We start from the raw sequence: 14,936 nt of genomic DNA on the forward strand, positions 1-14,936 counted from the left end.
CGCCCTGTGCGTGCGCGTGGAGCGGGGAGCGGGTTACGAGAGGCCGGCGACCGTCTCGCGGACCTTGGCGTTGATCTCTGCCGGGATCGGCGCGTAGCCGGCGTCCGTGAGGACCTTCTGGCCCTCCTCGGAGGCGGTGTAGGTCAGGAAGGACTTGACCGTGCCGAGGGTCTCGGCCTTGTTGCCGGTGTCGCAGGCGACCTCGTACGTCACCAGGACGAGCGGGTAGGCGCCCTCGGCCTTGGTGGTGTAGTCGAGCTCCAGGGCCAGGTCCTTGCCGGTGCCCACGACCTTGGCCGCGGCGATCGCCTTGGAGGCGTTCTCCGAGGTGGCCTCGACCGGGGCGGCGCCACCGGTGTTGACGTCGACGGTGGTGATGGCCTGCGAGGAGGCGTAGGACAGCTCGAAGTAACCGATGGAGCCGTCGACCTGCTTCACCTGGGCGGCGACACCGGAGGAGCCGGACGCGGCCTGGCCACCGGGGGCCGGCCACTTCTTCTCGGCCTCGTACTTCCAGTCCTTCGGGGCCGCGGCGCCGAGGTACTTGCCGAGGTTCTGGGTGGTGCCGGAGTCCTCGGAGCGGTGGAAGGCCTGGATGGCCTTGTCCGGGAGCTTGGCGCCGTCGTTGAGCGCCGCGATCGCCGGGTCGTTCCACTTCTTGATCTTGTTGTCGAAGATCTTGGCGAGCGTGGAGGCGTCCAGCGTCAGGCTGTCGACACCTTCGAGGTGGAAGCCGATCGCGATGGGGCCGCCGACCATCGGGAGGTTGATGCCCTGGCCGGTCTTGCAGATCTTCTTCGAGTCGGCGACCTCTTCGGGCTTCAGCGCCGAGTCGGAGCCGGCGAAGCCGACGGTGCCCTGGTTGAAGGCGATGATGCCCTCACCGGAGGAGGAGGACTTGTAGTTGATCTCCACGCCCGTGCAGGCGGCCATGTAGTTCTTGATCCACAGGTCCATGGCGTTCTTCTGCGCACTGGACCCGGAGGCGAGGAGCTGGCCCTCGGCGCCGTCGCACTTGATGTTCGACGCGGCCGCGCTCGTCTTGCCGCCGTCGGCGTCCGAGCCGGTGTTGTCGTCCGAACCGCACGCCGTGAGGACCAGGGCGCCGGAGACGGCGAGGGCACCGAGCGCGGTGGCACGAAGCCGGTTCTTGCGCTGAAGCTTCACTTTCGGGGTGTTCCTTCCAGGAGCCGCCGCGGCTGTAGGTGCGTGGCGGCGTGCGATGAGGAATGGTGCGGTGGCTTGGCGCCGTGCACCGTGTACGTCCGAAATTAGGCAGAACAGGTGAAGCCGCCTACGGGGCAGAGTGAACGGAAGGTGAACCGTGCTGGGCGGGCTGGTTCCAGCGGGTAAGGAGCCTCGCCTCAGGCGTCTGAGGGGCCCGGTGCCAGGAACGCGTCCAGTTGCACGCGGTCGCCGGGGCGGGTCAGACGGGTCCGGGCGGCCGGCGGGGAGAGCCAGGTCACCCGGTCGACCTCGTCGTTGGGGACGAAAGCGCCGTCCGTCGCCTCCGCGGCCCAGTAGCTGACCTCTTTGGGCCGGCCGTTCACGAGGTACCGGGCCGTGGGGAGGACGGCGGCCGGGGCGCAGTGGTGGCCGGTCTCCTCCAGCACCTCGCGCAGGGCGCAGTCCAGCGCCGTCTCGCCCCGCTTCAGCTTGCCCTTGGGGAAGGACCAGTCGTCGTAGCGCGGGCGGTGGACCAGGCAGATCTCGATGGCGCCGTCGTACGGGGAGCGGCGCCACAGCACGCAGCCCGCCGCCCGTACGGGGTCGCTCATGGTGCGGTCACGGCCGCCGTGTACGGCCAGGTCTCCCGGAACACGCTGCGCGCGGCCTCCACCTCGTGCCGCTGGTCGGCGTGGAGCACGCCCAGGGCGTACGCCGTCGCCGGGGCGATGCGCGGGGTACGGGCCGCCGCGGACGCGGCGGCGGCCGCTTCCGCCGCGTCCCGGTGCAGGTCGAGCGCGTGCCCCGCCCCGGTCAGGACCGGATCGGGGGCGCCCCGGACCACCTCGTGCGCGTACCGGTGCAGCCGCAGCAGGAGACGGGCCTGGTGCCACAGGGCGTCCTGCGCCTCGTTGTACGGCTGCAGGGCGTCGTCGGGCGGCAGCGCGGCCACCGCGGCGAGCATCCGCTGCTCGGCCAGGCCGGCCGGGCCGTGCAGCAGGTCGTCGGCCTGGTCCGGGGCCGTGGACGACAGGGGGACCTCGGAGGCGAGCAGAGCCACGGCGTCGGCGACCGCGTGGAAGCGGGAGGAACCGAGCGCCTGGAGTGCCGCGGAGTGGGCGCGGGTCCGGGCGAGGGTCAGACGGCGTTCGAGCAGCGCGCCGGCGCGGGCCGCACCGACGCCCAGGGCCGCCCGCTCCTTGTCGCCGGCGGCCGGTTCGGCCTGCCCGGCGGGCACGGCGGCTGTCCGGGCGGCGGGCAGCTGGGCGCCGGAGAGCTGGTGCAGGGCCTCCAGCAGGCGGCCCAGCCGGGTGGCGTAGGCGTGCTCGCGGGCCAGGGTGCCGGACAGCCAGGCCAGTTCCGTCCGGAGCTGGTCGGCCCAGCCCGGTTCGAGCGCTGCCCGGAAGGTGTGCAGCGTGCCGCTGATCCGGCGTGCCGCGTGCCGCAGCGCACGGGCGGCCTCCTCGGCCCGATGCGTGCCGGCGTCCGTCGGGGCGCTGTGCTCGCGGTGCAGACGCAGGCTGCGCAGGAATCCCGCGGCCTGGTCGCGCAGGTAGGGCGCGAGGACCGCTTCCGCGGAGAGCGTCGTCGTCTGGTGGTCAGGGCGTCGCACGCCGGCGCCTCCGGGCGTCAATGAGCATCTCTTGTACGTGCCGCAGCGGCTGCCCGTCCGCGTCCGTGGCGTGCCGGGTCCAGTTCCCGTCGGGGCCCAGGTGCCAGGAGGACGTGGTGTCGGACATGCCTGTTTCCAGGAGCCTGCTGAGGGCGGCGCGATGGGCTGGGTCGGTGACGCGGACCAGTGCTTCGATCCGGCGGTCGAGGTTGCGGTGCATCATGTCGGCGCTGCCGAACCACACTTCGGGCTCGCCGCCGTTGCCGAAGGAGAAGACCCGGGAGTGCTCGAGGAAGCGGCCCAGGACGGAGCGGACCCGTACGTTCTCGGAGAGCCCGCTGACGCCGGGGCGGATCGCGCAGATCCCGCGCACCCAGATGTCGATCGGTACGCCGGCCTGTCCGGCCCGGTAGCAGGCGTCGATGATCGCTTCGTCGACCAGCGAGTTGACCTTGATCCGGACGTAGGCGGGGCGGCCCGCGCGGTGGTGGGTGATCTCCTTGTTGATGCGGGCGATCAGACCGTCGCGGAGGGACTTCGGGGCGACCAGCAGCCGGCGGTAGGTCTCGCGGCGCGAATAGCCGGAGAGCCGGTTGAAGAGGTCGGAGAGGTCCGCGCCGACCTGCGGGTCGGCGGTGAGCAGGCCGAGGTCCTCGTAGAGCCGGGCCGTCTTGGGGTGGTAGTTGCCGGTGCCGACGTGCGAATAGCGGCGCAGGGTGTCGCCCTCCTGGCGGACGACGAGCGACAGCTTGCAGTGGGTCTTGAGTCCGACGAGGCCGTAGACGACGTGGCAGCCGGACTCCTCCAGCTTGCGGGCCCATTTGATGTTGGCCTGCTCGTCGAAGCGCGCCTTGATCTCGACGAGGACGAGGACCTGCTTGCCGGACTCGGCGGCGTCGATCAGTGCGTCCACTATCGGGGAGTCGCCCGAGGTCCGGTACAGGGTCTGCTTGATCGCGAGGACGTCCGGGTCGCCGGCCGCCTGCTCCAGGAAGGCCTGGACGGAGGTGGAGAACGAGTCGTAGGGGTGGTGGAGCAGTACGTCGCGCTCGCGCAGGGCGGCGAAGATGTCGGGTGCGGAGGCGGACTCGACCTCGGCCAGATCGCGGTGGGTGCCGGCGATGAACTTGGGGTACTTCAGCTCGGGCCGGTCCAGGGACGCTATGCCGAACAGTCCGGTGAGGTCGAGCGGGCCCGGCAGCGGGTAGAGCTCGGTCTCGGAGATCTTCAGCTCGCGCACGAGCAGGTCCAGCACGTACGGGTCGATGGACTCCTCGACCTCCAGGCGGACCGGCGGGCCGAAGCGGCGCCGCATGAGCTCCTTCTCCAGTGCCTGGAGCAGGTTCTCGGTGTCGTCCTCCTCGACCTCGAGGTCCTCGTTCCTGGTGACGCGGAACATGTGGTGGGCGAGGACCTCCATGCCCGGGAAGAGCTCTTCGAGGTGCGCCGCGATGATGTCCTCTATCGGGACGTAGCGCTGCGGGGACGCCTCCAGGAAGCGCGTGAGCAGCGGCGGCACCTTGACCCGGGCGAAGTGGCGGTGCCCGCTGACCGGGTTGCGCACCACGACGGCGAGGTTGAGCGAGAGACCGGAGATGTACGGGAAGGGGTGCGCCGGGTCGACGGCCAGCGGGGTCAGGACGGGGAAGACCCGCTGCCGGAAGAAGGTGAACAGGCGTGCCTGTTCCTTCTCGGTCAGCTCGGGCCAGCGGATCAGCTGGATGCCCTCGTCGGACAGTGCGGGCGCGATGTCCTGCTGGTAGCAGGCGGCGTGCCGGGCCATGAGTTCGCGCGAGCGGGTCCAGATCAGGTCGAGGACCTCGCGGGGCTGCAGCCCGGACGCGGAGCGGGTGGCGACTCCGGTGGCGATGCGGCGCTTGAGGCCGGCCACCCGGACCATGAAGAACTCGTCCAGGTTCGAGGCGAAGATGGCGAGGAAGTTAGCCCGTTCGAGGAGCGGGGTGGCGGGATCCTCGGCCAGTTCCAGCACTCGTTCGTTGAACGCGAGCCAACTGCGCTCCCGGTCGAGGAACCGTCCCTGCGGCAGCTCGTCGCCGTCCGCGTCGGGCTCGTACGCATCGGCGTCGTTGTCCAGGTCGGGGTCCAGGTCGGTGGCCGTGGTGAGGCCGGAGCGCACGGACGAGGAGCCGGCGACGGCATTCGGCCGGTGCGCGGCGAGTGAGCCGACGGACGGCTGGGCGGGCTGGACCGGGACCTCGGAGCTGGGCTGCTGGCTCATGGACCCATTGTTCCGCGCGTTCGGCTTATGAGGCGCGTCGGAGCCGTTAAAGATCGCGGAAGAAGCGGGAGCGGGCAGCGAACCCGGGTCTCTGCCGGGGTTTCTCCCGTTGCGGGGGGTGGGCACAGCTGGCTGCATCCCGTGAGGGTCGCAAGCGTGTCTGAATGGCCGGTAACGACGACATGACGTGCAGGAAGCGGTGTGGCTGCGGCGACGTCCCTTTTTCGGCGCACCCGGCCCTCTTTGTCGTGCGCCGGTTCGTTCACCGTACGCCCGTCCCTGTCCGGGCTCCCCCCGGAGCCCGGACAGGTGGTCGGTCAGCCGTGGCGGCGGCGCAGCACCCGGAAGGCGAGCGTGAGGGCCAGGGCGGCGAGGGCGAGCACGATGCCGGTCTCGACGAGCTGCAGGGGCCAGAGGTGCGAGGCGGGGTGGTGGTCGACGAACAGGCCGGTGATGTCGCGATCGGCCAGGCACCGGGCCTGCGCGCCCTCGTCGTCCTGCGGCCGGCACACGTCCATCGGCAGCCGTTCGCCACCGCCGGTGACACGGCCGATCTCGACCACCCAGGAATCGAGCGGCACGTCAAGGCGCCCGTCGAACGTGGCGGTCGCGGTCCGCAGGGGCCAGAGGTCGCTCCGGAAGGTGCCGAGCGTCACCATCACCGTGCCGGTGGCGACCGCGGCGACGGCTATCGCGGCCACGGTGCGGTGCACCAGCAGGCCCGTGAGCGAGCCCACCGCGATGCCTAGCAGGGTGTAGCCGGTGACCACGGGGATCGTCGTGCCGAAGACCTGGGCGTCGAACCAGTCGACGGTGAAGTCGGAGGACGTCCGTGTCCGTGCCCAGGCGAGGACGGCGGACAGCACGGTCACACCGGCGACGAGCAGCACAGTGGGTACGGCGAGCTTGGCCGCCAGCCAGCGGGCGGGCGTCACGGACTGGGTCCAGGCCATGCGGTAGGTGCCGCTCTCCAGCTCCCTGGCGATCACGGGGCCGGCGACGAACGCGCTCACGATCACGGGAAGGGCCGTCAGGACCAGCCCCGCGTACATGAGCACGCTGCTGTACAGGTGCATCGACCCCTGGAAGTCCACGATCCGCTGGTCGCACGCGCGTCCGGAGGTGCCGGAGACCTCGCAGGGGCCCGCCTCGAAGGCGTCGATGAGGTGGGACGACCACAGGGCGAAGCCGATGACGGCTACGGCTCCCGCCAGGGCGAGGAGGCCGCCGGTCCGCAGGCTGCTGCGGTGCTGGCGCACGGCCACGCGGGCGGGGCCGCGCAGGGGGGTGAGCGTGCTCATGCGGCGGCCCCCGTCCGGCTCGGCCCGCCGGTCGCGCTCGGGGTGAGCAGCGGTGGAGCCTGCGGCGAGCGGAGGTGGGCCAGCAGGAGTTCCTCCAGCGAAGGCTCCGTGACGTCCCAGGCTGCGGGGTCCACCGGGCCCTCCTTCCTCACGAGTGCGGTGAGCTGACGTCCCGTCGTGCGGGACTCGACGACGGTGTGCGGGGCGAGGTCGCGGACCTGGCCGGTGACCACGGCGTGCGCGGCGACGATGTCGTCGCTCTCGCCGCCGAGCCGCACCTGGCCGCCGTCGACGAGCAGGAGGTAGTCGCAGGCGCCCTCCAGCTCGGTGAGGATGTGCGAGGACATCACGATGGTGGTGGCGTGCTCGGCGGCCTCGGCCATCAGGACGCCCATCAGCTGGTGTCTGGCGAGCGGGTCGAGGTCGGCCATCGGCTCGTCCAGCAGCATCAGTTCGGGCCGTTTGCCCAGGGCGAGTGCGAGGGCGAGGCGGGTGCGCTGCCCGCCGGAGAGGGTGCGGACCTTGGCGTCCTGCGGGAGCGGGCCGGCGATCCGGTCGGCGGCCTCGCGGTCCCAGGTGGCGGGGTTGAGCTCCCGGCCGGCCCACAGGGTGTCGGTCACCGTCAGCTGCGGGTAGAGCGGCTTGTCCTGGGAGACGTACGCGATGCGGGTCCGTGCCTCGCCGGGGTCGGTGCCGAGCACGCGCACCGAGCCCTCGGAGGGCCGGAGCAGGCCCGCGGCGAGGGAGAGCAGGGTGGATTTCCCCGCGCCGTTGGGCCCGACGAGGGCGCAGACCCGTCCGGCGGGCAGCCGGAACGAGCAGTCGCGCAAGGCCCACCCGCGCTTTCGCCCGTACGTCATACCGAGGCCGTTCGCCTCGATCGCGGAGCCTGTCATGAGTCCTGGTCCCCCTTGAATGTGCTGTCCAGTACGGCGGTGAAGAGTGCGCTCACGTCGTCCTTGTCCAGTCCGGCCGCGCGGGCCCTGCGGGTCCACGCGGTGAGTTCGGCGCGCAGGGGCGCGTCGGTGGTGACGGCCGCGCTGCCGAGGGTGCGGCGGACGAAGGTGCCGAGGCCCCGGCGGGCCTCGACGAGCCCTTCGCGCTCCAGCTCGCGGTAGGCCTTGAGCACGGTGTTGGGATTGATGGCCGTGGCCTCGACGACCTCGCGGGCCGTCGGCAGCCGGTCGCCCGGCTCCAGCACACCCAGGCGCAGTGCCTGCTTGGTCTGCTGCACGATCTGGAGGTAGGTGGCGACGCCGCTGCGCCGGTCGATGCGGAACTCGACCGCTGCGGACTCTGCCATGGTCACCACCCTTTCACTAATTGAGTAGTGAAAGGGTGTCGCAAAGAAGGGGCGGCGTCAAGCGGCGCCGCCCCGAGCGGTGCTGAGCCGGTGTCAGGACTCCGTGCGGTACATCAGGTCGACCTCGTGCGTGGCGAAGCCCATCCGCTCGTACACCGACAGGGCCGCGGGGTTGTCGGCGTCGACGTAGAGCATCGCGGTCGGCAGGCCGAGGGCGGCCAGGTGGCGGAGCCCGATCGCGGTGAGGGCCTTGCCGAGGCCGCCGCCCTGGGCATCGGGCAGGACGCCGACGACGTACACCTCGCCGAGTTCCTCCTCGGCGTGCACCTTCGTCCAGTGGAAGCCGATGATCGCGCCGTCCCGCTCGGCGAGGAAGAAGCCCTTCGGGTCGAACCACGGCTCGGCCTTGCGGTCGTCCAGGTCCCGCTGCGCGAGGGAACCCTGCTCGGGGTGGTGTGCGAAGGCGGCGCTGTTGACCGCGAGCCAGGCCGCGTCGTCCTGGCCGGGCACGAAGGTGCGGACCGTGACGCCCGGGGGCAGGACCGGCTCCGCGATGTCGAGCGATCCCAACGGCCGCCGGAGCTGGCGCAGTTCACGGAAGAGGGAGAGGCCGAGGACCTGCGCGAGGTGCCGGGCCGCGGGCTTGCCGCCGTGCGCCCAGGCCCGCAGCCGCTTCCCGGTCGCGGCGAGGAGTGCGGCGCCCAGGGCCCGGCCGTGCCCGTGGCCGCGGTGTGCCGGGTGGACGACGAGCTCGGCGGCGGGGGCTTCGACGGGGTCGGTGTCCTCCAGCTGCGCGTAGCCGGCCAGCACGCCGTCGGCGGTGAGCAGGAAGTGCCGGACGCCCTCGCGGTCCCCGCCCCGCAGCTGGAGCCGGCCCTGCTCGGAGACCGCCTGCCTGCCGTCGGTCCCGGCGGCCTCGCCGAGGAGGGCGAGGACGGCGTCGGCCTGCTCGGGGGAGAGCGCGTCGAGGGTCTCGATCGCACGGCCGGGGGAGGGGAGGGGCGCGTCAGTCGTCATGGGTACGAGCGTACGGGGGCGGGGTGGGGCGTCGGCCGTTCCACGCGGTCGAGACGGGTCGCGACGGCCGTGGCCGTCTCGGCCGTCCTGGCCGAGGCGCCCGTCGGCAGCCGGGGCGGCGGGGACGAGGGGGTCCGGCGGAGTCGAGGGGGAGACGCGGCGGAGATGCGCGGGGGAGTCACGGGGGAGCCGCGGGGAGATGCCCCACCCCGCCCCGTACGCTCCGGTCCTTCTCGGGAGGCATGGTGCACGCGTGCGCGATGTGGGCGGATCTGCCGCTTTCCGGCATGGAAGCAACCAGCTCGTAACCCCGACACCCTGTCGCGCTACGCGCGTTGACTCTAGGCTGCGGCAGCAGGCTCCAGACCTGTCACCTTTCCCAGACCTCCCGCTGAACGCACAAGGGGACCGATGTCAGCGACTCCGCAGAAGAACCGCGCGTCCCGGCGGGTGCTCGCCGCCGCCGCCGGAATGGCCACCGTCGGCGCGCTCGTCGCCGCGATGCCGGCCGGCGCCCATGACCGGGGCCACGGCCACGGCCACCAGTCCCGCACCGTCGACGTGCAGCTGCTCTCCTTCAACGACCTGCACGGCAACCTGGAGCCGCCGGCCGGCTCCGCGGGCACGGTCGGCGAGACGCAGGCCGACGGCACGGTGAAGTCGATCCCGGCCGGTGGCGTCGAGTACCTGGCGACCTCGCTGCGCACCGCGCGCAAGGGCAACCCGTACTCCGTCACCGCGGCCGGCGGCGACATGGTGGGCGCGAGCCCGCTGCTGTCGGGGCTCTTCCACGACGAGCCGACCATCGAGGCGCTGAACGGGCTCGACCTCGACGTGACGGCCGTCGGCAACCACGAGTTCGACGAGGGTGCCACCGAGCTGGCCCGTCTGCAGAACGGCGGCTGTCACCCGGTCGAGGGCTGCTACGAGAAGGGCAAGAAGTTCAAGGGCGCGGACTTCCCCTACCTCGCGGCCAACGTGACGTCGGAGAAGTCCGGCAAGCCGATCCTCAAGCCGTACACGGTGTGGAAGAAGAACGGCGTCAAGATCGGCTTCATCGGGGTGACCCTGGAGGGCACGCCGAACATCGTCACGGCCAACGGCGTCAAGGGCCTGAAGTTCCACGACGAGATCGAGACGGTCAACAAGTACGCCAAGGAGCTGGACCGCAAGGGCGTCAAGTCCATCGTGGCGCTGATCCACGAGGGCGGCGCCCCGGCCTCCACCTCGTACAACTACGACTGCGACAGCCCGGGCGCCGGCGACGGCATCTCCGGGCCGATCGTGGACATCGCCAAGGGCATCACGCCGAAGGTCGACGCCCTGGTCACGGGCCACACCCACCAGGCGTACGTCTGCACGGTCCCGGACCCGTCCGGCAAGCCGCGCATGGTCACCTCGGCCTCGTCCTTCGGCAAGGTCTACACGGACACGACCCTCACCTACGACCGCCGCACCAAGGACATCGTCCGTACGTCGGTGAAGTCCGTGACGTCGGAGAACCACGTCGTCCGCCGGGACCAGGCCAGGGCCACGGACATGACGGCCCTGATCGCCCGCTGGAACACGCTCGCGGCCCCGATCGCCGGCCGTCCGCAGGGCTTCATCTCCGCCGACATCAACGGCCGCGGATCCACGGCCCCCGAGAAGCCGCTCGGCAACCTGATCGCCGACGCCCAGCTCGAGGGCCTGGCCCCGGCGGACAAGGGCGGCGCGGTCGTCGCGTTCATGAACCCGGGTGGTATCCGATCCGACCTCGTGTACACGGCCTCCGCCGGTGAGGGCGACGGAGTGGTGACGTACGGCGAGGCGTTCACCGTCCAGCCGTTCACCAACATGATGAACGTCGTCGACCTGACCGGCGCGCAGCTCGTCGCCGCGCTCCAGCAGCAGGTCAGCGGTTCCAACGCGGCGTCGCCGAAGATCCTCCAGATCTCGAAGGGCTTGACGTACACGCTGGACCTGACGAAGTCGGGTGCCGACCGTGTGGTCGCCGAAACGATCCGCCTGAACGGTGAGGCGATCGACCCGGCGAAGACGTACCGCGTCGCGATGAACGAGTTCCTCGCGGGCGGCGGCGACGGCTTCGCGGCCCTCGGCCAGGGCACGGACAAGCTGGTCGGCGCGTCCGACCTGGACCTGTTCAACGCCTACCTGGCGGCGCACTCCACGGCCTCCGCGCCGCTGGCCCCGCCGGCCACGGACCGGATCACGGTCGTGCAGTAGCTAGGTCACACGGGAGCGTCTCGCTGCTCTCGTTCGGTCCGGAGACCGATGGTCCGCCACGCCACGTGGCGGACCATCGGCTTGTTCAGGCCGGCCCGGGGACGAAGATGTCGTGGCCCCCCACTCGGCGCCACAGGATGTGCGTCACCCCTGGGCGGACTTCGTCTCCGTACTGCCAGGTGGCACGACCGTCCGGTGCCCAAGTCATCTCCATGACAGGGCGTGCGCCCTGCGGCAAGGAGATGCCCTGAACCGGCTTGACCCGGAGCCCGGGTCGGAACTGCCCCAACTCCACATCCGGAACGAACTTCTTCCGGATGACGTCCTCGAAGCGCTTCCGCTCCTCAGGCTTCAAGGCCTTGAAGTCCCGCTTGAAGTGGGCAGTCGTCTCAAAAGTGGGCAATCGGGCCTCCCGGTGTCAGGGGTCAGTCTTCGTCGAGGTGCGCGAACATGCTGTCCGTGTCCTCGTGGACGGCGGTGCGGCCGGCAGCGATGTCCTCGCTGGTCCTGCGCTCGCCTTCCTGCCACTCCGGTGTCCAGAACCAGGCCTGGTCGGAGCGGATCTTGGTGAGTCCGTGCACCGTCACTTCACCGGCGCCGGTGATCTCGAACTCGAGTTCGTCGCCCTGGTTCACCCCGAGGGCTGCCCGAATGGCCTTGGGCATGGTGATCTGCCCGTTCGCGCGCAGTATGGCTGTGGCTCCAGTCATGCAATGACCTCCTACCTCTGTCGCCATCCTCGCCAAGGTATCACGAAATGCGAACATTCCGAGTTTGTTAAATTCGTAATCTTGCATCGCGTTGCTCGCCGTCACGGTTTCGTCCTGCGAGGGAGGCGGTGTCAAGGAGGGGTCCTTCCCGGCGGCGATCCGGCCGGGCGGGTGTGCGGGTCGGACGGTGGCCGAAGTATTCCGGCCATGCGGGCGTCGGTGGCGAGATGACCCTGTTCCGTCATTGAGGTGTACCCGACATAATTCGAGCCCCCACGGCCCCCGGAGGCACACCCCCATGAGCCCGTACAGCACCAGCCGCCGGACCTTCCTCACCGGCGCCCTCGCCGCCACCGCCGGAGTCCTCATCGGCGGGACACCCGCCGTCGCCGCCGCCGACCGCGCCCTCGGCACCCAGGACTGGATGGGCGGCATCGCCGACTCCACCCCCCTGCAGCGCCTCACGATCCCGGGTACGCACAACTCGGGGGCGCGTCACGGCGGCCTCTGGACGGCGTGCCAGAACACCACGGTCACCGAGCAGCTCAACAGCGGCGTCCGCTTCCTCGACATCCGCTGCCGGATCAGCGGCGACGCGTACGCCATCCACCACGGCGCGTACTACCAGCACCTGAACTTCGACGATGTGCTCGGCGCCTGCCGGGACTTCCTCGCCCAGCGCCCGTCGGAGACGGTGCTGATGCGGGTGAAGCAGGAGTACTCGCAGGAGAGCGACGCCGCGTTCCGGCGGATCTTCGACATCTACCTCGACGGCAGGGGCTGGCGCCCGCTCCTGCGCCTCGACCCGACGCTGCCGAACCTCGGCGCGGCCCGCGGCAAGGTCGTGGTCCTCGCCGACAACGGCGGACTGCCGGGGGTCCGGTACGCGGACCCGGGGATCTTCGACATCCAGGACGACTACATGGCCGAGCCCGGGGCCAAGTACCCGAAGATCGAGGCGCACTTCCGCAAGGCCGCGCAGCAGCCCGGCAAGCTGTTCACGAACTACGTGAGCACCGCGGCCCTGCTGCCGCCGCGCTGGAACTCCGACCGGCTCAACCCTCAGGTGCACTCGTTCCTCGACGGGACGGCGTCGGGCTGGACCGGTCTCGGCATCGTCCCGCTGGACTTCCCGGCGACCCGCTCCGGCCTGGTCGAGTCGCTGATCCGGCACAACCCGGGGGTCTGAGCCGGGCTCAGAGCTCCGGCGGCGGCGTGGGTGCGCCCGGCAGGCGGATCGACGCCACCGTGCCCCCGCCGCCGGAAGCCGGGCGCAGCGCGATGTCGCCGCCCGCCTGCTGGACGGTACGGGCCACGATGGAGAGGCCGAGCCCGGAGCCGGGGAGCTGGCGGGCGGACGGGGAACGCCAGAAGCGTTCGAAGACGTGCGGGAGCTCCTCGGCCGGGATGCCGGGCCCGTGGTCCCGGACCGTCAGCTCGCCGCGGTGCAGGACGACCTCGACCGTGCCGCCGGGCGGACTGAACTTCACCGCGTTGTCGAGGACGTTGACGACGGCCCGCTCCAGGGCGGCCGGCTCGGCCCGCACGTACCAGGGGGCCAGCTCGGCCGTGATCGTCAGCTCGGGGCCGCGCAGCCGGGCGCGCTGCAGGGCGGTACGGGTGATGTCGTGCAGGGCGACGACCTGGAGGGGGCCGGGCTGGGCGGCGTCGGGGCGGGAGAGCTCCTGCAGGTCGCCGATGAGGGCGGCCAGCTCCGTCATCTGGGCCTTCACCGAGGCCATCAGGGCCCTGCGGTCGTCGGGCGGGATGGCCCGGCCCGTCTCGTCGCTGCGGACCAGCAGCTCGATGTTCGTACGGAGCGAGGTGAGCGGGGTGCGCAGCTCGTGCCCGGCGTCCGCGATGAGCTGGGACTGGCGGTCGCGGGAGGTGGCCAGCGAGCCGGCCATCGAGTTGAAGGAGCGGGAGAGGCGGGCGATCTCGTCCTCGCCCTCCACGGGGATCCGGACGGTGAGGTCCTCGGTGCGGGCGACGTGCTCGACGGCGTCGGTGAGTTCGTCGACGGGGCGCAGACCGGTGCGGGCGACCCACAGGCCGGCCGCCCCGGCGCCGACGACACCGATGCCGGAGACGAGGAGCAGCACCCAGGCGAGGGTGGACAGCGAGTCGGTGATCTCGCTCATCGGGCGGGCGATGGTCACGGCGAGGTTTCCCGGCTCCGAGCCGGGGGAGCGGACGTCCAGCGGATAGGTGTAGACCCGCATGTCCGTGCCGTTCTCGGCCGTGGCCGAGTGCAGGGCGTAGTGCCGCTCCTGCTTCGCCACCTCCAGGTCCTCGCCGCTCACCGGAAGTTTCCACGAGGCGGCGTCGGGAGCGATGCAGACCGTGCCCCGGGAGTCGATGAGCTGGACCGTCAGTCCGGCGAAGCTCGGGGGCGTCTGCGAGGTGTCGCCCTTGCAGTACGCGTACAGACTCGTCAGGTAGCGCTCGTCGACCTTGGAACCGCTCAGCGTCTCGTCCAGCTGGTTCTCCAGCTGCTCGCGCGTCACGAACCAGCACGCGACGGCCACCGCCGCCACCGCCACCGCCACGGCGGTGGCCACCAGCAGGGCGAGCCGGGAACGGATCGGCAGGGCGCGCAGTCGGCGCAGCGGTCCCGTCACCCCTCACCGCCCCCGGACCGCAGCGCGTACCCGACGCCCCGCACCGTGTGGACGAGCCGCGGCTCGCCGCCCGCCTCCGTCTTGCGGCGCAGATACATCACGTACACGTCCAGGGAGTTGGAGCTGGGTTCGAAGTCGAAGCCCCACACGGCCTTGAGGATCTGCTCCCGGGTCAGCACCTGCCTGGGATGGGCCAGGAACATCTCCAGGAGGGTGAACTCCGTGCGGGTCAGCTCGACCCGGCGGGTGCCGCGGGTGACCTCGCGGGTGTTCAGGTCCATGCGGAGGTCGGCGAAGGACAGGACGTCGTCGTCGGGGAGGTCCCCGCCCGCCGCGACCGCGTAGGAGCTGCGGCGCAGCAGGGCCCGGATGCGGGCGAAGAGCTCGTCCAGCTCGAAGGGCTTGACGAGGTAGTCGTCGGCGCCCGCGTCGAGGCCGGTGACCCGGTCGCCGACGGTGTCGCGGGCGGTGAGCATCAGGATGGGCGTGGTGGACCCGGTGGACCGGATGCGCCGGGCGGCGGTGAGGCCGTCCATGCGGGGCATCTGGATGTCCAGGACGATCAGGTCGGGGGCGTACGACTCCACCTTGGTGAGGGCGTCGTAACCGTCCACGGCCACCTCGGTGCCGTAGCCCTCGAAGGCGAGGCTGCGCTGCAGGGCCTCGCGCACGGCGGGCTCGTCGTCGACGATCAGGACACGCTGCGGATCGTCTTCGGCGGGGCTCATCGCTTCGTCCTC

At 71.3% G+C, this 14,936-nt stretch carries 13 protein-coding genes; 2 read left to right on the plus strand and 11 right to left on the minus strand.

The window, feature by feature from the left end; translation table 11 throughout:
• Nucleotides 1-33 precede the first annotated feature (33 nt).
• The 8 genes from pstS to mshD form a co-directional block, all read right to left on the minus strand.
• Nucleotides 34-1,167: a phosphate ABC transporter substrate-binding protein PstS gene (gene pstS / locus OG927_RS17670; protein WP_056797585.1), complete on the minus strand. Its 1,134-nt coding sequence runs from the start codon at nt 1,165-1,167 to the stop codon at nt 34-36.
• Between the two features lie 197 nt (nt 1,168-1,364).
• The gene (locus OG927_RS17675) at nt 1,365-1,778 is read right to left on the minus strand and encodes an NUDIX hydrolase (RefSeq protein ID WP_330320431.1); all 414 of its coding nucleotides are present in this window, start codon (nt 1,776-1,778) and stop codon (nt 1,365-1,367) included.
• On the minus strand, nt 1,775-2,779 hold the full coding sequence (locus tag OG927_RS17680; RefSeq protein ID WP_209470043.1) for a CHAD domain-containing protein: 1,005 nt from the start codon (nt 2,777-2,779) through the stop codon (nt 1,775-1,777). The genes OG927_RS17675 and OG927_RS17680 overlap by 4 nt, the downstream gene beginning before the upstream one ends.
• On the minus strand, nt 2,766-5,018 hold the full coding sequence (locus tag OG927_RS17685; RefSeq protein WP_056797578.1) for an RNA degradosome polyphosphate kinase: 2,253 nt from the start codon (nt 5,016-5,018) through the stop codon (nt 2,766-2,768). The genes OG927_RS17680 and OG927_RS17685 overlap by 14 nt, the downstream gene beginning before the upstream one ends.
• Before the next feature lie 317 nt (nt 5,019-5,335).
• Nucleotides 5,336-6,319 carry a hypothetical protein gene (locus OG927_RS17690; protein WP_330320432.1) on the minus strand — a complete coding sequence of 328 codons (984 nt, stop codon included), beginning with the start codon at nt 6,317-6,319 and terminating at the stop codon, nt 5,336-5,338.
• Complete coding sequence (locus OG927_RS17695; protein ID WP_056797569.1) at nt 6,316-7,215, minus strand: ABC transporter ATP-binding protein; 900 nt, start codon at nt 7,213-7,215, stop codon at nt 6,316-6,318. The genes OG927_RS17690 and OG927_RS17695 overlap by 4 nt, the downstream gene beginning before the upstream one ends.
• The gene (locus tag OG927_RS17700; protein ID WP_056797879.1) at nt 7,212-7,622 is read right to left on the minus strand and encodes a GntR family transcriptional regulator; all 411 of its coding nucleotides are present in this window, start codon (nt 7,620-7,622) and stop codon (nt 7,212-7,214) included. The genes OG927_RS17695 and OG927_RS17700 overlap by 4 nt, the downstream gene beginning before the upstream one ends.
• 93 nt (nt 7,623-7,715) lie before the next feature.
• Nucleotides 7,716-8,639, minus strand: a complete 924-nt coding sequence (mshD, locus tag OG927_RS17705; protein WP_330320433.1) for a mycothiol synthase — start codon at nt 8,637-8,639, stop codon at nt 7,716-7,718.
• A 411-nt stretch (nt 8,640-9,050) separates the two neighbouring features.
• Between mshD and OG927_RS17710 the strand changes: the two genes are divergently transcribed.
• Nucleotides 9,051-10,865 (plus strand): bifunctional metallophosphatase/5'-nucleotidase, encoded by a 1,815-nt coding sequence (locus OG927_RS17710; RefSeq protein WP_124281530.1) that lies wholly within the window; start codon nt 9,051-9,053, stop codon nt 10,863-10,865.
• 425 nt (nt 10,866-11,290) lie between these two features.
• On the opposite strand, the gene OG927_RS17715 is transcribed toward OG927_RS17710, so the two are convergent.
• On the minus strand, nt 11,291-11,575 hold the full coding sequence (locus OG927_RS17715; RefSeq protein ID WP_124281529.1) for an AbrB/MazE/SpoVT family DNA-binding domain-containing protein: 285 nt from the start codon (nt 11,573-11,575) through the stop codon (nt 11,291-11,293).
• A 298-nt stretch (nt 11,576-11,873) separates the two neighbouring features.
• On the opposite strand from OG927_RS17715, the gene OG927_RS17720 reads away from it, so the two are divergent.
• The gene (locus OG927_RS17720) at nt 11,874-12,764 is read left to right on the plus strand and encodes a phosphatidylinositol-specific phospholipase C (RefSeq protein ID WP_319102634.1); all 891 of its coding nucleotides are present in this window, start codon (nt 11,874-11,876) and stop codon (nt 12,762-12,764) included.
• A 7-nt stretch (nt 12,765-12,771) separates the two neighbouring features.
• On the opposite strand, the gene OG927_RS17725 is transcribed toward OG927_RS17720, so the two are convergent.
• Both OG927_RS17725 and OG927_RS17730 read right to left on the minus strand, forming a co-directional pair.
• The gene (locus OG927_RS17725; RefSeq protein WP_124281527.1) at nt 12,772-14,196 is read right to left on the minus strand and encodes a sensor histidine kinase; all 1,425 of its coding nucleotides are present in this window, start codon (nt 14,194-14,196) and stop codon (nt 12,772-12,774) included.
• Nucleotides 14,193-14,924, minus strand: coding sequence for a response regulator transcription factor (locus OG927_RS17730; RefSeq protein ID WP_056797552.1), 732 nt, complete (start codon nt 14,922-14,924; stop codon nt 14,193-14,195). The genes OG927_RS17725 and OG927_RS17730 overlap by 4 nt, the downstream gene beginning before the upstream one ends.
• Between the last annotated feature and the right edge of the window lie 12 nt (nt 14,925-14,936).

This window comes from Streptomyces clavifer (assembly GCF_036345975.1).
Classification (GTDB): Bacteria; Actinomycetota; Actinomycetes; order Streptomycetales; family Streptomycetaceae; genus Streptomyces; species Streptomyces clavifer.